19 protein-coding genes are annotated in these 20,376 nt (G+C 39.0%); 7 read left to right on the top strand and 12 right to left on the bottom strand.

Annotated elements, in window-relative coordinates; all coding sequences use genetic code 11:
- Positions 1-61: 61 nt before the first annotated feature.
- From tssD to EAE89_RS07810, 7 genes are all read right to left on the bottom strand, one after another.
- Positions 62-547, bottom strand: a complete 486-nt coding sequence (gene tssD / locus EAE89_RS07780; RefSeq protein ID WP_214085642.1) for a type VI secretion system tube protein TssD — start codon at positions 545-547, stop codon at positions 62-64.
- 2 nt (positions 548-549) lie between these two features.
- Positions 550-1,080 (bottom strand): hypothetical protein, encoded by a 531-nt coding sequence (locus EAE89_RS07785; protein WP_214085643.1) that lies wholly within the window; start codon positions 1,078-1,080, stop codon positions 550-552.
- Between the two features lie 224 nt (positions 1,081-1,304).
- Positions 1,305-1,442, bottom strand: a complete 138-nt coding sequence (locus EAE89_RS23525) for a hypothetical protein (RefSeq protein ID WP_244866279.1) — start codon at positions 1,440-1,442, stop codon at positions 1,305-1,307.
- Between the two features lie 314 nt (positions 1,443-1,756).
- Positions 1,757-2,683 (bottom strand): fimbrial protein, encoded by a 927-nt coding sequence (locus EAE89_RS07795; RefSeq protein WP_244866281.1) that lies wholly within the window; start codon positions 2,681-2,683, stop codon positions 1,757-1,759.
- Positions 2,684-2,768: 85 nt separating this feature from the next.
- Positions 2,769-5,303, bottom strand: coding sequence for a fimbria/pilus outer membrane usher protein (locus tag EAE89_RS07800; RefSeq protein WP_214085645.1), 2,535 nt, complete (start codon positions 5,301-5,303; stop codon positions 2,769-2,771).
- A gap of 42 nt (positions 5,304-5,345) precedes the next feature.
- Positions 5,346-6,095: a fimbrial biogenesis chaperone gene (locus EAE89_RS07805; protein WP_422615507.1), complete on the bottom strand. Its 750-nt coding sequence runs from the start codon at positions 6,093-6,095 to the stop codon at positions 5,346-5,348.
- Positions 6,096-6,245: 150 nt separating this feature from the next.
- Positions 6,246-6,776 (bottom strand): fimbrial protein, encoded by a 531-nt coding sequence (locus EAE89_RS07810; protein ID WP_054476531.1) that lies wholly within the window; start codon positions 6,774-6,776, stop codon positions 6,246-6,248.
- A 1,056-nt stretch (positions 6,777-7,832) separates the two neighbouring features.
- Here EAE89_RS07810 and EAE89_RS07815 point away from each other — a divergent pair.
- Complete coding sequence (locus tag EAE89_RS07815; protein ID WP_214085646.1) at positions 7,833-8,678, top strand: alpha/beta fold hydrolase; 846 nt, start codon at positions 7,833-7,835, stop codon at positions 8,676-8,678.
- A gap of 397 nt (positions 8,679-9,075) precedes the next feature.
- On the opposite strand, the gene EAE89_RS07820 is transcribed toward EAE89_RS07815, so the two are convergent.
- Positions 9,076-10,467: a basic amino acid/polyamine antiporter gene (locus EAE89_RS07820; RefSeq protein ID WP_054476640.1), complete on the bottom strand. Its 1,392-nt coding sequence runs from the start codon at positions 10,465-10,467 to the stop codon at positions 9,076-9,078.
- 918 nt (positions 10,468-11,385) lie between these two features.
- Here EAE89_RS07820 and stlC point away from each other — a divergent pair.
- The 3 genes from stlC to stlE all read left to right on the top strand — a co-directional run bounded on the left by stlC (position 11,386) and on the right by stlE (position 13,895).
- The gene (gene stlC, locus EAE89_RS07825; protein WP_054476526.1) at positions 11,386-12,330 is read left to right on the top strand and encodes a stilbene biosynthesis aromatase StlC; all 945 of its coding nucleotides are present in this window, start codon (positions 11,386-11,388) and stop codon (positions 12,328-12,330) included.
- 4 nt (positions 12,331-12,334) lie between these two features.
- Positions 12,335-13,483, top strand: a complete 1,149-nt coding sequence (gene stlD, locus EAE89_RS07830; RefSeq protein WP_054476522.1) for a beta-ketosynthase StlD — start codon at positions 12,335-12,337, stop codon at positions 13,481-13,483.
- Between the two features lie 169 nt (positions 13,484-13,652).
- Entirely contained in the window at positions 13,653-13,895 is a 243-nt protein-coding gene (stlE, locus tag EAE89_RS07835) for a stilbene biosynthesis acyl carrier protein StlE (protein ID WP_054476520.1), read from the top strand.
- Positions 13,896-13,968: 73 nt separating this feature from the next.
- Here the strand turns inward: stlE and ydgH are convergent, their stop codons facing one another.
- Positions 13,969-14,922, bottom strand: a complete 954-nt coding sequence (gene ydgH / locus EAE89_RS07840) for a DUF1471 family protein YdgH (protein WP_054476518.1) — start codon at positions 14,920-14,922, stop codon at positions 13,969-13,971.
- A 391-nt stretch (positions 14,923-15,313) separates the two neighbouring features.
- Between ydgH and pntA the strand changes: the two genes are divergently transcribed.
- From pntA to EAE89_RS07855, 3 genes are all read left to right on the top strand, one after another.
- Positions 15,314-16,843, top strand: coding sequence for a Re/Si-specific NAD(P)(+) transhydrogenase subunit alpha (gene pntA / locus EAE89_RS07845; protein ID WP_054476516.1), 1,530 nt, complete (start codon positions 15,314-15,316; stop codon positions 16,841-16,843).
- A 10-nt stretch (positions 16,844-16,853) separates the two neighbouring features.
- A complete protein-coding gene (gene pntB, locus EAE89_RS07850; protein ID WP_054476514.1) occupies positions 16,854-18,242 on the top strand; it encodes a Re/Si-specific NAD(P)(+) transhydrogenase subunit beta in 1,389 nt (462 codons plus the stop codon).
- Between the two features lie 165 nt (positions 18,243-18,407).
- Positions 18,408-18,896, top strand: a complete 489-nt coding sequence (locus EAE89_RS07855) for an NUDIX hydrolase (protein WP_054476512.1) — start codon at positions 18,408-18,410, stop codon at positions 18,894-18,896.
- 115 nt (positions 18,897-19,011) lie between these two features.
- On the opposite strand, the gene EAE89_RS07860 is transcribed toward EAE89_RS07855, so the two are convergent.
- The 3 genes from EAE89_RS07860 to EAE89_RS07870 all read right to left on the bottom strand — a co-directional run bounded on the left by EAE89_RS07860 (position 19,012) and on the right by EAE89_RS07870 (position 20,358).
- The gene (locus EAE89_RS07860; RefSeq protein WP_054476510.1) at positions 19,012-19,272 is read right to left on the bottom strand and encodes a type II toxin-antitoxin system ParD family antitoxin; all 261 of its coding nucleotides are present in this window, start codon (positions 19,270-19,272) and stop codon (positions 19,012-19,014) included.
- Positions 19,273-19,780: 508 nt separating this feature from the next.
- The gene (locus EAE89_RS07865) at positions 19,781-20,077 is read right to left on the bottom strand and encodes a type II toxin-antitoxin system RelE/ParE family toxin (protein ID WP_054476509.1); all 297 of its coding nucleotides are present in this window, start codon (positions 20,075-20,077) and stop codon (positions 19,781-19,783) included.
- Positions 20,065-20,358 (bottom strand): CopG family ribbon-helix-helix protein, encoded by a 294-nt coding sequence (locus tag EAE89_RS07870; RefSeq protein ID WP_054476507.1) that lies wholly within the window; start codon positions 20,356-20,358, stop codon positions 20,065-20,067. Before EAE89_RS07870 ends, EAE89_RS07865 begins: the two co-directional genes overlap by 13 nt.
- Positions 20,359-20,376 lie beyond the last annotated feature (18 nt).

Consider the following 20,376-nt stretch of genomic DNA (forward strand, 5'->3'; position numbering starts at 1 on the left):
TAATCATTAAATTGTCGTCATTAATGGAATAATATAGAAAGACCATATTCTATGATCTTATTCAGATTGTCTCATTCCAGCTATCGGCATGAATTATATTTCCATCATTATGCTTCCAAGTGATTTTTTCATAGCGAAGTTCAACGATTTCCATATGATTGAATTTCTCTTTTGATGCGTCCTTTATATCGAGCATAACAGGAACAATATTAACCACTTTTACATTCTCCATGAAAGTATTGAAGTACTCTCTTTCTTGCCCATGTTCATTTATTTTATACCATTTTAACTCTGCTGATTTTAATGTTTGCCCTGTGGTTAATGCCTTATAAAGATAGGGTGATGACGAATCGACTTCTTTTTCAATCATAAATGGGAGGTGTTTCCTCGTTCCAGTCAATTTTCCCGTATTATCATCATTGGCGATACTGACGCTATGATGAAGACCTAAAACCTCAATACTGCCTTCTCTACCATAGATATCAACGGAACCTTTCATATCTGATCCGCCATCGTCTTTTATGTACATATAGAGAGGAATAGCCATCGTTAATCTCCTTCAGAAAATGATTTTGAATTACCAGTGGTAGAAATAAGTTTTTGTAAACATTTTTCACCGCCTTTGTTTTTATACAGTGCACGAATACTGTCAACGACATATTGATTCAACTCAGCTTCCGTTCCTTGATAAAAAGGCAGAGAACATACAGAATCAGTGCTAATTGAAATGTTGGCGTTATTAAGGATAGACAGAACAACAGAGGCATTCTTTGGTATTGCTGTTGCAACAGCGATTGTTAGATCTTCTGCTGAGCCTGCATCAACCCCAGTTGATAATATCGGAACGATTTTCAACCATTCAGGATCACCACTTGATATATGGGATAAAATGTAATCCCATGTGCTGTCATCTGTATTAGGTGAGGTCGATGTTACGAATTTCCTTGCTCCCATTGAATTTACTTTTTCAGCAACTTGCTCTGGTGTCAGATTAGGGTATGGATTATGTTTCTTTAACTCAGCCGCAAAAGAATTAAAAGTCAAAAGGGTTAAAACTATTATTGGAAGTGATTTTTTCATGGTACTACAACCAATATATCATCGCTAGATGAAGCAATACTTTTTCTCAATGCTGCACCATTTATAACGATACAACCCTCAGAAGCCTGATGGTATGAATCATCGTTCCTATCTCCGTGGATTCTAAAAGCGTCTCTCCCATAAGTGTTTGTTCCTAAAATGGGAACAAGTTTTACAGTATATGGACCTTTATGGTTATTGTACCCATTAATTCTATAATGGCCTTATGGAATGGGGCCTGTTAAGTATACGTCCTGCATAGATGAATTATTTATCCCAGCGCCATGACCGCTATAGCCTTTTGCGATAAAAGAGCCATTATGTGTCAATACGCCAGTGCCTTGTGAATATTGCCAAGTCATATTTATCCTCATTAAAAATTTATATGAACCAAGGGGATTAATTTAAATGTAATAAAATTTTTTAAAGTATAATTATGTAAAAAATATAATATTTTTGTAAATATGGCTATTTAAAACAATAAATTAAGAACTAATATTGTTGTAAGATAAACCTGAATTATAGTCGAATGAAAACCTCGAAAAAGTATAATGGTATTCACCAAATTTCTTAATGAAACGCTAAGGTTTGTTGCCCTTAATCTTGATAAAAAATAATCACAAACAGTGCGCCAGCTAAGAAATTAAATCTCCTATAGCTGATGCAGATTAATTTATTATTGATAGGTTAATGTGATTGTTGCGGTCACATTTGCTTGTCCGGGAGTTATATTGCGATCGATCTGGAAATAGCGAGCATGTAAGGGAATAGATAATTTCCCACCTGAATAGCTGTTACCGATATTGATTTGTGAATGAATAATTACGGGTTGATTGTTGTGAAGTATTTGTAGACCAACACCGGAAGCTGTTGTCTGGTTATTATCCTGATCGAGTGCCCAGACATGATATAAGTTATTCTTTGCTTGCTTTCCATCAAGCATGAATTGAATATTAACATCATCATCGCAATCTAAAATAACCTCAAAATCTTTTCCTCCTGCGGTACTGTTAACACCAGAAAAATCGCTTTTTTTGATATCGCCCATAGGAACAATAATATTGGTATCTTTCAGCGAACAGCTTTTAGTCATAATCCGGGTATTTCCCAAGCGGTAGGTATGAACGATGTTATCATTTATTCGTGCCTGAATTAACTGACCGTTTTTAACAAAGCCAGAGCCGGTTGTTGGTGCTATTTTTATCAGTTGAATTGTCAGATATCCCCATGTATTACCACAATACCAATGGGCTGAATTGTCACAGCTTATAGGGTCGTGAACAATACGGGGTAACCAGTCCAAACCATAACCGGGACCCCAAGTATTTATTCTTATACCAACACCAGGAACACCGGATTCGTAAATAGCGTCCTTATTGTAGTCGGCGCTTTTATAGGATGTATATCCCCATGATGTTTTAACACTTGTATCGCAATAGAAGATATTGCCCTTATTGGCTAATTCATCAGCACGATATTCATAAATGGTTGTACCAATAGCGTGATCTCTTGGTACATATAAGGTACCAAAAGACAGATTAGTAATTTCCGGTTTAAATTCTTTGTCAAACTGGCAGCTAGCGGCAGAAATATAAGAACTCATTGTTAAACCGATAAATAAATGAGTGATCATTAGTAAATGTTTAATTATATTGTAAATATTAAGCATCATATTTTCCTGAAAGTCGTTATTCACAGTGAGCTTCTATTATATAGATGCCAGATAGAGGTTTTTTTTCTGGTAACTTGTAATTGACACTACATTCCTGAATATCCTGATAACCCCACTTAACCAATAATCGTCCACTATCGGGTAAACCAGTGAGGTAAACCTGTCCTTCATGACTGACAATTGCACTGTTTGTTTCATCAATTTCATGGCGTTTTTCTAACGTAACAATCGCTCCAAAAGGAATAGGATTACTTTGATAATATAGGTTTATCAGAACCCTATGACCTATTCTGGTTTGGAAATTAGCCAGAACTAAAGCACCTTGAGTAGGAATAACCGTTTGGGCATTAACATCAATATCGACATTATCAGCTAATGAATGGGTATCCAGTGCAATGCGGTTTTTTCGGTAGCTGCTAACATAAGGAATAATCGCGAGGCCGTTCCAATCGGTCGTAATACCCACATTATTATGGATCTTTATTCCTTTAGCACCATCAGTCCTGACTAATGCTAAAGTATCACCTAAATGTTGTGAAAGAGTGATGCCATATGGGTGGGCAACAATTCCGCCTTGAAGTCCGTAATTCAGTTGGCGAGAATGTCGGTCATAACTATAACCGGCACTAATCTGACTATAAGATCCTTTATATTCTGCATGAGCATGACCACCAACACCGGTGCCGTGATTTGCGTAACTCTGTTGCAAGCTATAGGTTAAATTATTGTCTTCAAGTGCCGAACCACTTAAACCTGTTTGGTGGGAAATATCTTTGTTTTTATTTGTATTCAGGTTGTAATAGGCCCAGCTATTTTTCAACCAGCGATCTAATGGAACCTGTATGCTAAATGAAAAAAGTTGCTCGTTTTTATTCGTATCGGGGAGTTGGTTGTAAGTATAATTCAGACTGTAATTGATGTTGTTATAACTGATACTATAGCCGGCATTGATACTGCGTTCATAGCCATTTTGTTGCCAATAATTTTGCTGAAAAGCAGATAGATATAAACTCCCTAAATTACCCAGAGACTGATTAACGTGCAATTGCAGCTTACTTCTCTTATTGGTGCGATAATGCCAGTCACTATTATTAGAATTATCTATATCATTGGCTTCTTTAAAATCATAAAAGCCACGTGTTGAATAGCGATAACCCGCCAGAGTAAAATTAGTCCCTGTTAATGAAAGATCTTTTGCATATTGAAAACGGTAAGATTGTCCTTCGGTACGGGTATTTGACTGTAAATCAGTATTTGCGTGGGTTATATCAAAAGAGAGAGAACCTAATGTACCCAAATTATAGCCTGATCCCAAAGCAATTGATTGATAATCTTTTGATAAAATAGTACCGCCATAGGTGGTGAGATTATTGGAAAGACCATAGATTAATGTGCTTTGGGTAAAATTAGGTTCTCTTCCACGGTTATTTGATGATTGATACTGACCCAGCGTCACCGAATATTGAATTCCCCCTTCCCGTAGCATGATGGGAACAGTCGAAAATGATTGGGTAGATCGACGTTCCTGACCATTTGCCTCTTTAATAATAACTTCCAAATTTCCGCTTGATGTGGTTGAGAAAAGGTCATTAATGATAAATGGGCCAGGTGCGACATAAGCCTGATAAATGATATAACCATTTTGCCTGATCGTAACTTGCGCATGGCTTTGCGCAATTCCACGGACAGTAGGAGCAAACCCTTTTAAGCTGTCTGGTAACATATTATCGTCAGAAGCTAGCTGTAGACCACGAAATTGGTTACCTTCAAAAATATGGGAGGATGTAAAGCTGTCACCTAAGGTTAATTGTCCTTTCAGTGAATGAATATCCCGTTGTAAATAGGTGTTAATACTTTTCCAGCTCTTATTACGGCTGGTATAGGTGGAATAATTACGTAAGCGCCATGCTTGCCAATTAGCACCTGTTCGGAGATTCAGATAGTTGGTTTGTTTAGAGCCAGATTTGTTGTCTTGCCAGCTATTTGATCCACTATAACTGTAATTAATTAACAATGAAGTTAATCCTTGCTGCCATCGTTCAGGTGAAACATAACCTCTTGCCTGATTGTTTAACGCCGCTTGGGGAATACTGATATCCAGCCTTTGCTGACTAAAATTAAAAGCTGTACTTGCTGATAGAATATATTGTCCCAAATCAGACAGCTCTGTTTCTGGCGGTAAACTGACTAATTCTGGAAATGTATCTATTTTTACTCCCATATCCTGTAATTGTTGAATTGTCAGTTTAGGCAGCAATTTGTTATTTATCATGACAAAGGTCACGTTTCGGGTATGGACTTTATCTTTGTTAAGATAAATATCTACCCAGTAAGTACCTGGAGGGTAGTCATCTTGTGTGAAAATAGAGAGATCAATATCTTCGGGGGAATCAGTACCTGTTTCTAAGGCATGAATATTGAAATAATCTTCAGAATAAACGTTAGTAGAGTGAAAAAGCGCTCCAATTGTCATAAATAGAGGTAATAAGCACCACGGGTGTTCAATATGATATGGATTTTTATTAATTTTATGCCGTGAGTACTTTTCCATAATTAATTTTCTAGCATAGAATACATTAATGTAACTACTTTGTTAAATGCTTGTTTTTTCTTCGGCAGTTACACCACCAAAATCATTAATCGCTTTCCAACTAACTTGCTTTATGTTCTTTACAGGTAAGTGCCAATTCAGTTGACTAAAAGGTTTAATCATTCCTGCCGGTTTTATTTCATGTTGATCAGCCTTAAGGTGCGATAATGAAATAAAGTAAGGGGTAGGGTTTTCTGCAACTAATATATTATTTTCTGATCGAAATTTTAGCTGTTTGTGGGCGATACTTGACTTTTCCACTAAATTTACAGGACGGTAAAATAATTTAAACTTTGATTTAACTGTAATCTGTAATTGATTTTGATCTGATTTTACCGAGGCAGGAATAGATTTCACATTGAGCCAAAAAAGTGATTCCCGATCGTCAGGTAGGTTAGTTCCTGTTTTGACAATGCGCAGGATATTTTCATTACCTGCTGTGAGCTTAAAAATCGGCGGGGTAACAATAAAGGGGGTTTTCGTATTATCGTTTTCATCTTGAATCCAGGACTGGATCAGATAAGGTGCATCTTTTTCTGGGTTGTGTATAGAAATGGATGCTTCTTTTTTGTCACTGATATAGATAATGCGGGTTCCGCCAATGACGACGCCCGCGATAGCAAAATTTATGCTGATAATATATAGAAATATCATTGTCAATAAACGTTGGTACTGCACGGTAAGTTCTCCGTTTATATACCCGTTATTTTTCAAGTCGCCTTTTTGTTGGTTGCACTCACTCACCCAGGTCACAGAGTTATCTATGACATAGTTATCTATGCTCCCGGGGATTCGCTCCCTTGCCGTCGCGATCTATTTTGAAATCCATTGTTGGGTATACGTTATTTTGTGGGATTAGTGGGCATCCATGCCCATATTTTTTTGTTACTCAGTTTGATTGTCTTAATTATAAACAATAGTAAAGTTAGCGACTGCATCACCAGAGCCAGGACTAATCGTTTGAGCTGTTGCAATATACTTTGCAATAAACTTCAATTCTGCCGTTTTTTGATCAGTAAACGCTTGGAATTTGGATGCCTTGATTAAAGGAATCAACGTTGAGTTATCTTCTTCATAAATACCAATAGCGACACCATCAGCAACGGCTTGACCTGTATCGTTGGATAGGGCTAGAAGATTGCTATTTTTACTATCTGTTTGCCCATCAAATTTAACTTGTGCATTGCTGTAGTCTGATGGGCAATCACTCAGTTTAATGCTGAAAGGTGTTGCGGCAGCGGTGCTGTCTACACCATTAAATGCACTTGAGCTAATTGTTCCCATATTCACGTTTTGGTTTGCAGAATTGGTATCGATTTTACAAGCATTAGTGATGATATTACCTGTAAAGTTGATTCTTCCGTCAGCTGCATTTGCTACGGAAATAAATACAGAAGATGCAAGTAAGGATGAAATAATCAGTTTAGCTTTCATTTTAAATAGATCCTAACTCTGGCGAGTATTATGTCAGGGAAACAGAAAAATTGATTTAACCGAAACTGTATATACCTGTTATCTTTCAAGTTGCCTCTTTGTTGGCTGCACTCACTCACCCCAGTCACAGAGTTCTCTATGACATAGTTCTCTATGCTCCCGGGGATTCGCTCCCTTGCCGTCGCGATCCATCTTGAAATCTATTGGGTATAAATGTCAATACAGCATGTAAATATCTAAAATTTTTATCCAGTAATAAGAGCCATAGTCCAGACTATATTTTGTTCGGCGTTTCTTATTTAGGATAAGGTGTGAGTGATAATAGCGATTAATTCGTAAGAATCCAAAGGATGACTCGATAATATGCTGCATTTAATATTTTTATCTATAGTTAAAGACTAAACAGGATTTTTTCATGGTTTATTGTGGTTTATCATATGAAATAAATTATTATGCTAACTAATACGAATATTTATTAATTAATAATTAGTTATGAAATTAACTGTGATTTATATCACGATTCATATATTGCTATGAAAAGGTTATTCTTTTTTTGTTTGATTTATTATCTTCACGTTATTATTTTATATGGTTATTTTTTTTCTTTGAGAATGTATACACATGATAGAATAAGTTATTTAGATTAAGTTACTATGTAGCTTAATCATGTTTATACCTGTTATCTTTCAAGTTGCCTCTTTGTTGGCTGCACTCACTCACCCCAGTCACATAGTTCTCTATGACATAGTTCTCTATGCTCCCGGGGATTCGCTCCTTTGCCGTCGCGATCCATCTTGAAATCTATTGGGTATATATTTCTCATTTGATCTTTCTGTTTATTTTTCACCATACAAATAGCTCTTTGCTAATATAAGCTTTGAATTGCAATATATTTCGAATGTATTCTGTTCAATAAGAGGGATTTTCAGCATTGTCTTTCTAGTCGTATGTGTAATATAGGAACCCTATTATAAATTTATTGATTTTGTACGGATCTTGGTGCGAGTCTGGATAATCTTCAACGTAATAGGTAATTAACGCAGTAAGGGAGGAAAAATGAGACAGTTCGTCTTTGCATTGGGTTTATTGGTTATTGTGTTCGCCGTCGCGCAGCCCGTTTCGGCCACGGAAACAGAGCAGAAAACTGTCACTAATGGCGCGACATCAATTGAATATTCGGTGCGCGGGGAGGGACCTCTGATTATGATAATCGCTTCAACAGGGCGGGGAACGGCAGAATTCGCACCGCTTGCAGATCGACTGGTGGCGCGAGGTTATCGCGTGGCTCTGCCTGAACCACGCGGAATCGCAGGATCGACCGGTTCGATGAAGAATGTGACTTTCCACGACTTTGCCGGCGATTTTGCGGCGGTGGTCGCTGCGGAAGGTGGCGAGGCAATCGTGGCTGGTCATGCTTATGGTCACTGGATCGCCAAGACGATTGCTTCGGATTATCCCGAAATGACGCGCGGCATAGTGCTTCTGGCAGGGGCTGCGAAATCTTGGCCTTCTGAACTCTCGGATGCAATTACTGTGATTAGTGATCCAAAATCTACTCGTGAGGAGAGACTGGCAGGACTTCGGCTTGCCTTCTTCGCGGAAGGTAATGATCCAACACCTTGGCTTGAGGGCTGGCATTCCGATGTCATAAAAAGCCAGTCTGCGGCGCACAAGCTGACCCCTTGTGGGGATTGGTGGGCTGGTGGGACGGTGCCGATCCTCGATCTACAGGCGGGGTCTGACCCGTTTCGACCTAAAGAGTCTCGAATGGAGGCAAAGGACGAGTTCGGTAACCGTGTTACTGTCGCAGTGATCGAAGGGGCCAGCCATGCGCTGCCCGCTGAGAAGCCAATCGAAACGGCAGATGTAATTGCGGATTGGGCCGACAAACTGAATAACTAAGAGCAATATCCGGTTTCTGTCAGGGTATCTAAACTGCGTCTGTTTCGGCGCGAATGTCCCTGGCAGAGGCGATTCTGATAGGACAAAATAGGTATCCTAAAGCCAGATATCATTATGCGCCTTTTACACGGCTTCGCTATGTTTGCGACGGTTATTCTTACTGATGGCAAGATCGTATTCGAACCACACGGTGGGCAATTTTCGAACTCGACAAGAATTAACCAAAGAACCATACCAATCAGGTATAGATTATATTAACGTAATTAGTTACAACATACATTTAAAAACAAACACTAAAGAAATATGACAGAAAAGTGTAAAAAACAAACAAAGTGCTATATGGAAACACGATAAGCTACTACCATCAAAAGATGATAATAGCTTAAAATAGATAAAGTTATTTAATTAATAACCAAGTTGCAGGGATCGTGCTTATCAACAATACGGCGATAGCTAATTTTTCAGTCAAAGAAAGACTATCTTTCTGTGGATTTTGACTACGTGCATACAGGAAAACAATAACTCCCGGGGCATAGAGAACAACAGACAATAGTAAATTCATCAGACCAGATGCATAGAGCAGCCATATGCCATAAATACAAGCACCACTGGCAATCAGTAATAACCCTTTACTACTGCGATTAAAAGCGACCTTTAATAAAAATGCACCAACTAGGAAATAGGGCACTAAAATCATCTCTGATGCAATTGCCAGTAATGAATTATAATTGCTTCCACTTAACCAGATAAAAACGAGAGAGAGTTGTACGGCACCATTCGTCAACCATAATGAAGATGATGGCGCATTATTGCTGTTTTGCAAGCCAAAAACTTTTGGAAAAGAACCATGTTGGGACGCGATAAATGGCACTTCAGCCGCCATGATTGTCCAGCTCAGATAAGCGCCGCAAACGGAAATAATCAATCCTGTAGCAATAATGATTTCACCGGTGGAACCAACAAGTCCTACCATCAGATTTGCCATTGATGGATTGCGCATTTCTGCTAACTCAGGCCGAGGTACTAATCCAAGGGAGAGTAGGGTGACTAATATATAGATTCCTAATGCTGCAACAACAGCCAGCATAGTCGCAATACCAACATCTGTCCGCTTTTTCGCCCTGGCTGAGACCACAACAGCACCTTCGATACCAATAAAAACCCAAAGGGTAATTAACATGGTATCTTTTATTTGTTGCCAGACAGGAACACCCAAGCCAATACCTTTAAAGTCAAGACTAAAAACGTCCATCTTAAATGCTATTGCAGCAAGAATGATGAAAGCACCTAAAGGTAATAATTTTGCCATTGTTGCCAGTTTATTGATTCCGGCTGCGGTTTGAACGCCGCGAAGTACCAGCCAGTGTACTAACCAAAGTAAAATAGATTCTCCTAATAAAGATTGCCAAGTATTACCGTCACCTAAAATGACTACATTCTCTTTATCAGTAAAAAAGCTCAGTGCGGCGAAAACGATAACCAGATAGGAAACATTGGCAACTACTGCACATAACCAATATCCCCAGGCAGAACAGAAGCCGATTAATTCCCCGAAGCCTTCTTTGGCATAAGTGAAAATTCCTCCATCAAGATCTGGGCGAATACGGGAGAGAAGTAACAGTGTAGTAGCCAGAAACAGGATACCGACACCTGTTATTACCCAACCGATCATTAACGCGGCTGGACTGGCGACCTCAGCCATATTCTGCGGTAAGCTGAAAACACCAGCACCGACCATAGAGCTGAGTACCAGAGCAGTAAGAGCTGTAAGACCTAGTTTTTTTTCCAAAGATATGTTCCTAAAATCACTAAACTGCATTGTTATCCAGTTCGTTACCCTGATCATAACAGATGAATTAAGTATTGGGTTTTCAGCGCGTCCAAGCTGTACAGAACGGAAAACAGACTGGTTAAACCTAGAAATAGAGGGCGATTCTACGGAGGGTATGTGCCGGATGCAATGGTTTTCTATGCAAATAACTACAAAATTTATGCACTGATTGGCGATGGTAAAGTGTAATGCTATACAATTTATTCTTATAAACTTATGTCAGTAATTTTTATAATTCTGCTTATTGTACTAAGGGAAATAAATGATAAGTGTAAAACCTAGTGATGCTATTACTAATTAAGTAATTTTTATTTTAATTTTTTTAATCAATATCAAAATTTAACAAAAATCATTACGTCAAATAAGTTCTTTTGCTTTAACTTTTATTTTGCTATGCGATGTTATTGTCTGGTAATAATAACTCTTAGTTTATATATCAAATCGTTCAGTTAATCCATTAAACATTGCCAATTAATAAAATTATTATTTCCATTAAATTTAAAGTTATTGATTTATCTGTTGTTTTATCTTTTGCTTTAATTGACTTTGTTAATTTTGGGTTGGGGTTAATATATTTTTCGTTAACTATTCTTAGTGGTGACAAATTAATGTTCGCCAATGTGACATAATACTATTATTATATAAAAATTAGAAAATCATGTTGACAACGACTACTTTGATTTATATTGTTTGTGAAAATATTAACCTATCATTTATTAGCTCATTTTTTTGGCTGTATTTTTAATTTTCAGGAATGATCATATGCACATATGTAAAAAAAAATTTCCAGATGGTTAGGGGTTATTGTTATTCAAATTATTATCTTTTAAGCGCCGATGAATGGCTTAGTATTAAATATTCATAAGGTTAGAACATATGAAACGTGTTCTGGTGGTGTCGTATTCTCAAAGTGGTCAATTGATCGAGGTGGTGAAGAGCTTAATCGCACCTCTGCATGAATCTGATGAGATATACATTCGTGAAGTCGTTCTGAAACCGATTCCAGAATATGAATTTCCCTGGTCGTTTTCTAAATTTATTAATGCTTTTCCTGAAACAGTACAGTTACATCCACCCGAAATAGCACCTTTACATTTGGAAGATGAAGAACCTTTTGATTTGGTGATATTGGGCTACCAAGTTTGGTATTTGTCACCATCTCTTCCAATAACAGCATTTCTTAAGAGCGAAGAAGGAAAACGGTTACTTAACGGTAAGCCGGTAGTGACGGTTATAGCTTGTCGAAACATGTGGTTGATAGCCCAGGAAACGGTCAAAAAATTTTTACACGAAAGTGGAGCGTATTTACGCGACAACGTGGTTTTTGTTGATAAAACGAACTTTTTTATAACATTGTTCACAACCCCGTTATGGCTAATGACAGGAAAAAAACAACCTTTTTCCAGTGTACCGCCGGCTGGGGTATCAAAGGAAGATGTTCAAGGAGCTAAACGTTTTGGACATGCGTTGGTAGCAGCTCTTAAAGCGGATAAAGAGAAAGATGATGCCCCAATGTTGAAAGGTTTAGGGGCGGTATTTGTAGATAAATCTTTTATTTTCGGTGAGCGTTCTATACATCGAGGATTTAGATTTTGGTCCGGGTTTATTCATCGTGTAGGTAAACGAGGAAAGTGGGTAAGGCGTTCTCTATTGACTCTGTTTGTGATCTATTTGGTATTGATGGTGTTAGTGGTTTTGCCCATTTCAATCGTTGTTCGCCGTTTACTTACAATATTACTTAAAAAACGTCTTAATGAATTACAAAAATACTATGAACAACCATCCGGTTCTGCCCGCTATGATAATAAAGGAGATAGATAAGTAAATGAGTAATAACGTTTATATCACTAAAGTTTCCGCCTTTATGCCGGGAAATCCAATCGATAATGACACAATGGAATCTGTCCTTGGTTTTGTTGGTAATAAACCATCAAGATCTCGCCATATAGTACTGCGTAATAATGGTATCAAGTACCGCCATTATGCATTGGACCCGGAAACTGGTGAGGCAACCTATTCAAGTGCTCAACTGGCGGCTGAAGCAATAAAAGGTTTGGTCGATGAACATTTTTCTTTAGATGATATGCAAAGTCTGGCAGCAGGTGCAGCTATCCCAGATCAGATTATACCTGGTCATGCTGTTATGGTTCATGGTGAACTCAAAAATGAACCCTGCGAAATTGTTTCAACTTCAGGCTCTTGCATGGTTGGCATGACAGCAATGAAATATGCTTATTTGTCTATTCTCTCGGGAACGACAAATAATGCGGTTGCAGCAGCATCGGAAACCGTTTCATCTGTACTACATGCGCGTAATTTTCAGAATGAAAGTGACGCTCGGGTTGCAGAGTTGGAACTGCGTCCTGAAATTGCTTTTGAGAAAGATTTTCTGCGCTGGATGCTTTCAGATGGTGCTGGTGCTGTTTTGCTCGAAAATAAACCGCGGGCTGATGGTATTTCGTTACGAATTGATTGGATAGACATGTACTCTTTTGCTAATGAGCTAGATACATGTATGTATTCTGGTGCAGAAAAGTTAACAGATGGCAGTTTAAAAGGTTGGTCGCAAATGAATCCGGCTGATTGGCTTGCTTATTCTGTTTTCTGTATCAAACAAGATGTTAGACACTTAAATGAGCGAGTCGTTAAATATACGCTTAGTGAACCTCTGAGAAGAACGGTAGAAAAGCGTAATTTATCAGCAGATTCCATTGATTGGTTCTTACCTCATATATCATCTGAATATTTCCGTATGAAAATGTCAGCAGGCCTTGATGATATTAATTTTAGTATTGATCAAGGTCGTTGGTTTACTAACTTAACTACTAAAGGGAATACTGGGGCGGTTTCTATTTATGTCATGCTGGAAGAGCTGGTTAATTCGGGTAAACTGAAAAAAGATCAAAGTCTTTTATGTTATATCCCGGAAAGTGCTCGATTCTCCGGGGCATTCATGCACCTAACTGTTGTATAAATATCTAATCTTATCAATAATATACCCTATGGATTTCAAGGTGAATCGCGACGGCAAGGGAGCGAGTCCCCGGGAGTACAGCCAACCAAGAGGCAACTTGAAAGATAACGGGTATAAATGGGGAAACAATAAGTTTCCCCGTGTATTAGTAAATTAGGAAAATAATAGCGTGGAAAATTTAGAGAATCATGTTAAAAGTGTTGTTTCAGAACAACTTGGAATCCCCGAAGCCCAGATTCTTACCACACAGACATTTGAAGAATTGGGCGCCGATTCGTTAGACAATGTAGAGCTGATTATGGCTCTGGAAGAACATTTCGGGATAACGATTGATGATTCAGAAGCGGAAGAAATGGTAACTATACAAAACGCCATTGATTGTATTCGTCTGAAATTAGAATCTGCTAGCTAAAAATTTTGTTATCCTTCAGTAAAAAAGGCACATATGGTTATCATGTGTGCCTTTTTCTTAGGATAATCCAGCGTTATTTGAACAGATCTGCACTGATAGTAGAGGTTCCACCCGTGGATTGCCATTCACGGGTAATATGATAATACTTAGCGCCTTTAGCTGCCGCACGTTTAGCAACTTCATAGGAAACATCAGTCATGCTGTTGTAGTAACCTGAGAAGGTAATGGAGTCAAAAGGCACCATCTGAGCAGCACTAACTTTATTCAATTCTTGGATTTTTGTACCATCAGGGAGAGTGACAGTGTAACGCTCACCTCTAGAGTACTGAGTTTCAAAGAAACGACCAACAGAATTACTGGTTGACGTTGAAGAGGCTAAACCTGGAATTTCCACTTTCTTAGCCGTTTCGCCGCCAGCGGCCAGTGCAGCACGTCCTGAGTCTGAATCAGCCGGGATAACGGCTTCATTAGCTTGAATTTGGCGTTTTGGGGCATCTGCTTTGTAAACATAAGCTGTAACCGTTTGATTGCCGCCATCATTGGTTGAGAACTGACGCACAATAAAGAAAGAATCAGCATCTTTTTTCTTTGCTTCTTTCGCAATGGCTTCATTTAAATCTGGTTCACTGGCGTAAAAACCACTGATGGTTACGGTATCGAATGGCTCCAGTGTAACTGCTTCTGTTTTGGGTAATTCTTTAATACCGCGAAATATCCGATATTTAGTTGAGTTATCAGCTTTTTCTGCATCTTTGTGATACAGATCAGCTACAACGCGCAGGTTGCCGCTATTATTTAGATCGTCAAGGCTTTGGATATAGAATCCATCTGCGCCCATTTTATCTGCCCGACGGGAAACGGCATCGGCAGCTTCATAAATAGCATTAAAAGGACCTGTAACTGTAATACGTTTAAATGGTTTCAGTTCTGCTGCTTTCTCCGGGGATAATTCCTGGGCTGCCTGAGCAGTGGTAATACTAGTTAATGAGAGCACCGCAACTGCGATGATCGTTGTTTTCAGCTTCATAAAAAAATCCTTTCGCCTTGCGCATTAAATATTTATAACTTGCTGAACATCGTCGTGTATCACATAGCCCACAATTATTACATGTAATAATAGCTAATGTCCCACGAATTTATGCTATCAGTATGAATGAATACAAATTTATAGAATGTGACACCATAAGTTTTCATCAACATAACGAGTGACCTGGTTAAAATTGCAATTTATTTTGGTAATACTATTTAGCTATTTTTTTTACTCAATTAGTGATGGATCACCGATAGGATTTTCCGTTGGTTATTAAAATATTCGTTGATAGATTTTGCTAATGGCAGTAATAAAGTTAATTTAGTCGATAAATTGACCTCAACAAGCAATAATCGTCATTAATCTTAAGCCTTAAGAAGGGGACATTATGCGTATTGGTGTACCGAAAGAGCGACTTACCAATGAAGCACGTGTTGCAGCTACGCCAGGGACTGTGGAGCAACTGCTGAAATTGGGATTCAATGTCGTTGTTGAGAATGGAGCAGGGTTATTGGCCAGCTTCGGAGATAGTGCTTACCAACAGGTAGGAGCTGAAGTTTCTGATCGTCATGATATTTGGTGCTCAGATATCATTTTAAAGGTCAATGCTCCTGATGATGACGAGATTGCATTAATGAAAGAAGGGAGTACGTTGGTCAGCTTTGTTTGGCCGGCACAAAACTCTGAGTTAATGCAAAAGCTGTCTGATCGCAAAGTAACGGTTCTGGCTATGGATTCAGTACCGCGTATTTCCAGAGCACAGTCACTGGATGCACTAAGTTCTATGGCGAATATTGCAGGTTACCGGGCAATAGTGGAAGCAGCTCATGAATTTGGTCGTTTCTTTACGGGTCAGATCACGGCAGCCGGAAAAGTCCCGCCAGCCAAAGTGATGATTATTGGTGCGGGTGTCGCTGGTTTGGCTGCTATTGGTGCTGCGGGTAGTCTGGGGGCTATTGTTCGTGCATTTGATACCCGTCCCGAGGTAAAAGAACAGGTTCAGAGCATGGGGGCAGAATTTCTGGAACTGGATTTTGAAGAAGAGGCTAGCAGTGGTGACGGATATGCAAAAGTCATGTCCGAAGCTTTTATCAAAGCTGAAATGTCGCTTTTTGCTGCACAGGCAAAAGAAGTTGACATTATTGTGACCACGGCTCTTATTCCTGGAAAACCGGCTCCACGTCTTATCACCAAAGAGATGGTTGAATCTATGAAGCCGGGTAGCGTGATTGTTGACCTGGCAGCTCAAACGGGTGGTAATTGTGAATTAACGCAGGCAGACAAGTTGGTTGTGACAGCCAATGGGGTGAAAATTATTGGTTACACAGATTTGCCAAGCCGTTTACCAACGCAATCCTCACAACTATACGGTACCAATCTGGTTAATTTGCTCAAGTTACTGTGTAAAGAGAAAAATGGCGAAATCAATATTGATTTTGACGATGTTGTTATTCGCGGCGTGACGGTAGTAAAAGAAGGAGAAATAACCTGGCCAGCGCCGCCCATTCAGGTTTCTGCCCAGTTGAAGGAAAAAATAGCGCCTGTCAAAGCAGAAAAGCCAAAACCTCAACCTACTTCACCTTGGTTAAAATATGGTCTGTTGGCACTGGCTATTATCCTGTTTGGTTGGTTAGCTAATGTTGCGCCAAAAGAGTTTTTGTCTCACTTTACTGTATTTGCATTGGCCTGTGTGGTGGGTTATTACGTGGTCTGGAATGTCAGCCATGCCTTGCATACACCGCTAATGTCGGTAACCAATGCGATTTCGGGGATTATTGTCGTTGGTGCGTTATTACAAATTGGTGATGGTGGATGGGTCAGTTTCTTTTCATTTATCGCTATATTAATTGCCAGCATTAATATATTCGGTGGTTTCACTGTGACTCAACGCATGCTGAAAATGTTTCGTAAGGACTAAGGGGTAATTTATGTCGAGTGGAGTAGTTACAGCGGCATATATTGTTGCCGCTATCTTATTTATTTTTAGTCTTGCAGGCTTGTCTCGTCATGAAAGCTCCAAACGTGGGAATATTTTTGGTATTACCGGGATGGCAATTGCATTGATTGCGACTATCTTTGGGCCAGATACCGGCAGTGTTGTTTGGGTTATTCTGGCTATGGTGATCGGCGCGGTTATTGGTATTCGCCTGGCAAATAAAGTTGAAATGACTGAAATGCCGGAACTGGTTGCAATCTTACACAGTTTTGTCGGCTTAGCAGCCGTATTAGTCGGTTTTAACAGCTTTATTGCTCACGATAGTTTTGCTGAACCGATAATGGAAAATATCCATCTGACAGAAGTATTCTTGGGGGTTTTCATCGGTGCAGTTACCTTCACAGGTTCTGTTGTCGCATTTGGTAAATTATGTGGAAAAATTTCTTCTAAACCGCTGATGCTACCAAATCGTCATAAATTAAATCTTGCAGCATTAGTTATCTCTTTTGTATTGCTAGTGACTTTTGTGAAAACGGAAAGTATCGGTTTACAAGTATTCACGCTGTTAATTATGACTGCAATTGCACTGGCGTTTGGTTGGCACTTGGTGGCTTCTATCGGTGGGGCAGATATGCCGGTAGTGGTTTCAATGTTGAACTCCTATTCTGGTTGGGCGGCAGCGGCAGCTGGTTTCATGCTGAGTAATGATTTACTGATTGTAACGGGTGCGTTGGTAGGTTCTTCGGGGGCGATTCTGTCTTACATCATGTGTAAGGCAATGAACCGTTCTTTTATCAGTGTAATTGCCGGAGGGTTTGGTACTGATGGTTCTTCAACTGGTGATGATCAGGAGATGGGAGAATACCGCGAAACCACGGCTGAAGAAGTTGCTGAGCTGCTGAAAAATTCAACTTCTGTCATTATCACTCCGGGATATGGTATGGCTGTTGCACAGGCACAGTACCCAGTACATGACATCACCGCCAAACTACGTGAAAAGGGGATTAAGGTTCGTTTTGGTATCCATCCAGTTGCAGGACGTTTGCCAGGACATATGAATGTGCTGTTGGCGGAAGCAAAAGTCCCTTACGACGTTGTTCTGGAAATGGATGAAATCAATGATGATTTTTCTGATACCGATACCGTACTGGTCATTGGTGCTAATGACACCGTTAACCCGGCTGCACAGGAAGATCCAAACAGCCCGATTGCTGGTATGCCTGTGCTGGAAGTCTGGAAAGCCCAGAACGTTGTTGTGTTCAAACGCTCGATGAACACAGGTTACGCTGGTGTGCAGAACCCACTATTCTTTAAAGACAATAGCCAGATGTTGTTTGGTGATGCGAAAGCAAGCGTAGAAGCAATCCTGCGTGCACTGTGATTTTTTATCGTTATAACTACAAACCCCACGTTATTTTGTGGGGTTTTAATTTAACCTGAGATTTACTTAAGAAGGGAACGCTATGCCTGAGACACGATCAACGTTTTTATTAAAGGAAACAAAATCGTGAAGCTTCTCAGGCATGTGTAATTTAGGGGAAATTAAATGAAAATAAGAAATTCCGCTAGGGCATTATTGATCAATAGTAAACAGGAAGTACTGCTTTTTAAATTTAGTTTTGAAGAAATTAAAGACAATATTAATGCGGATTTGATTGAGTTTTGGGTTACTCCTGGTGGTGGTCTAAAAGAGGGAGAGTCCTTTGAGCAAGCATTAAATAGAGAGTTAAGTGAGGAGGTTGGTCTTATCCTAAGGTTTACACCTGAATGGATTTGGACTAGAAACGTAGTTTTAGAATGGAAAGGTGAGAAATTTCTAAGTCACGAGAGATATTTTTTGGTATATGAGGACATTTGTGATAAAGAAGATAATTGTATGACCGAAAAAGAGATACGTACCCTAAAAGATATGAATTGGTGGAGTTTGCAAGCACTATTAAGTTCTAGTGAGGACTTTCGCCCACCTAATATTGCTAAAGAAATACAAAAAATTATCTATGGTTATAATCAAAATTTCCCTATTGAAGTTGACTAGATTATTTAACTAACTCTTGATATATTGATACGCTTTTTCTAGGCCAAATTCTTGATAACTGTATTCAAAAATAGCCTCTAAATCCTGTTCAGCTTTAGGCTTTAGAAAAAATGTTTTACTGGACATTGTGTGTTTTATTTTTCATACGTGTAAGGAAAGTATTGAGATCCCACTCTATAACTTCTCCACTGTTATCACCTTCATCAATTAGCTGACGAAGTGCTTCAAGTTTGGACTCAGCTTGTTTTTCCTGTAATAACCGTAATCCCTCCCGAACGACTTCACTATTAGTTTTGTAATAACCTGATTCAACTAGGCTTTCTACAAAACCACGTAATTCTTCGCCGGTATCTACCGTCATTGTACGCGATACCATAATACACCTCATTCAGATAATTAACATTCTATAGTATAAGACATATTCTTACACTCCGAAAGTATTCCATTACGTACATAGGGTGCTCTTTATTGCACACTCCAGATAGATGGTCACTTTACTCTTTCTAATGTTAGAGCTTTAAATGGTAATCTATTAAAATCAATATTTTCTAACTTATCAAAATAAATTCCTTATTAGGGGAATAAAGTCAATATTTTACTGTGATATTGATGCTGATCTAGTGGACGATGCTTAGTGTCCTCAAAAATTCGTTCGCAACCTACCTTAAGTAGAATTGTGTCGCGAGCATAACAACATTTCTGGGTGTAATACACCGCACACATGTAAAGAATTTCGTGTTTGTTACTTAATCTCCAGCGTATCGTATCCCCGCCAGCGATAATGAAACCTATTGGGTATAGATCTTGATGCAATTGCTGTCTCTTAGTTAGATTTCTCGATTAAGAGACAGCGTTAATGGATAGTTTCTAATCTTGTAAAAGGGTTAATGTTTGTAGTTGATTTCTCGCTGGTGACGGATAGCCAAAATGTAACGTGTATTACTTCCGGGGGCTTCTCTGTATAGCAATACATAGCCTGTGCCACCAAAAGAGATAATTAATTCAAAGAGTGGATAAACTTCTGTTGGCCGTCCAGCTAGAACGTTAGATTTCATTGCACGGATATGTTTGCTGATAATACTAAGTACTGATTTTGCAGCAACTGCATCGCGTTGACGTAAAAAGTCAACAAGACGATTTATATCCCTTACAGCTGCTGGAGTGATTATTACCGATGGCATTCAGGTAATTCCTTATTATCCTCGCCACGTGTGATAGCATCCAACCAGTCAGAAAGTTCATCGCCAGTCAAATGCAAGCCGGTAGCTTCATATTCTAACCAGGCGCTTTCGGCATCACGTAAAAATTGTTGTCTGGCTTCCAGTACATCAATTTCATTTTCGATTGAACGGACCATGAGCGAATGGGCAGAAATGCCTTGCGTGTCAGCTAATGCTTTAATACGTGCTTTGAGTCCTTCATCTAAGCGAAGGGTTACTGTCTGTTTCATTTGTTTATGCATAGCCTTTCTCACAATGAT

This window comes from Photorhabdus heterorhabditis (assembly GCF_018448905.1).
GTDB classification, from domain to species: domain Bacteria; phylum Pseudomonadota; class Gammaproteobacteria; order Enterobacterales; family Enterobacteriaceae; genus Photorhabdus; species Photorhabdus heterorhabditis.

Bases quoted from the DNA above. Each gene is read 5' to 3' on its own strand.
- EAE89_RS07785 (WP_214085643.1), bottom strand. From the start codon at position 1,080: ATGAAAAAATCACTTCCAATAATAGTTTTAACCCTTTTGACTTTTAAT.
- tssD (WP_214085642.1), bottom strand. From the start codon at position 547: ATGGCTATTCCTCTCTATATGTACATAAAAGACGATGGCGGATCAGAT.
- EAE89_RS07865 (WP_054476509.1), bottom strand. From the start codon at position 20,077: ATGCCATCGGTAATAATCACTCCAGCAGCTGTAAGGGATATAAATCGT.
- EAE89_RS07795 (WP_244866281.1), bottom strand. From the start codon at position 2,683: ATGAGTTCTTATATTTCTGCCGCTAGCTGCCAGTTTGACAAAGAATTT.
- EAE89_RS07870 (WP_054476507.1), bottom strand. From the start codon at position 20,358: ATGCATAAACAAATGAAACAGACAGTAACCCTTCGCTTAGATGAAGGA.
- EAE89_RS07860 (WP_054476510.1), bottom strand. From the start codon at position 19,272: ATGGTATCGCGTACAATGACGGTAGATACCGGCGAAGAATTACGTGGT.
- EAE89_RS07810 (WP_054476531.1), bottom strand. From the start codon at position 6,776: ATGAAAGCTAAACTGATTATTTCATCCTTACTTGCATCTTCTGTATTT.
- EAE89_RS07800 (WP_214085645.1), bottom strand. From the start codon at position 5,303: ATGGAAAAGTACTCACGGCATAAAATTAATAAAAATCCATATCATATT.
- EAE89_RS07815 (WP_214085646.1), top strand. From the start codon at position 7,833: ATGAGACAGTTCGTCTTTGCATTGGGTTTATTGGTTATTGTGTTCGCC.
- pntA (WP_054476516.1), top strand. From the start codon at position 15,314: ATGCGTATTGGTGTACCGAAAGAGCGACTTACCAATGAAGCACGTGTT.
- ydgH (WP_054476518.1), bottom strand. From the start codon at position 14,922: ATGAAGCTGAAAACAACGATCATCGCAGTTGCGGTGCTCTCATTAACT.
- stlC (WP_054476526.1), top strand. From the start codon at position 11,386: ATGAAACGTGTTCTGGTGGTGTCGTATTCTCAAAGTGGTCAATTGATC.
- EAE89_RS07855 (WP_054476512.1), top strand. From the start codon at position 18,408: ATGAAAATAAGAAATTCCGCTAGGGCATTATTGATCAATAGTAAACAG.
- stlD (WP_054476522.1), top strand. From the start codon at position 12,335: ATGAGTAATAACGTTTATATCACTAAAGTTTCCGCCTTTATGCCGGGA.
- pntB (WP_054476514.1), top strand. From the start codon at position 16,854: ATGTCGAGTGGAGTAGTTACAGCGGCATATATTGTTGCCGCTATCTTA.
- EAE89_RS23525 (WP_244866279.1), bottom strand. From the start codon at position 1,442: ATGACTTGGCAATATTCACAAGGCACTGGCGTATTGACACATAATGGC.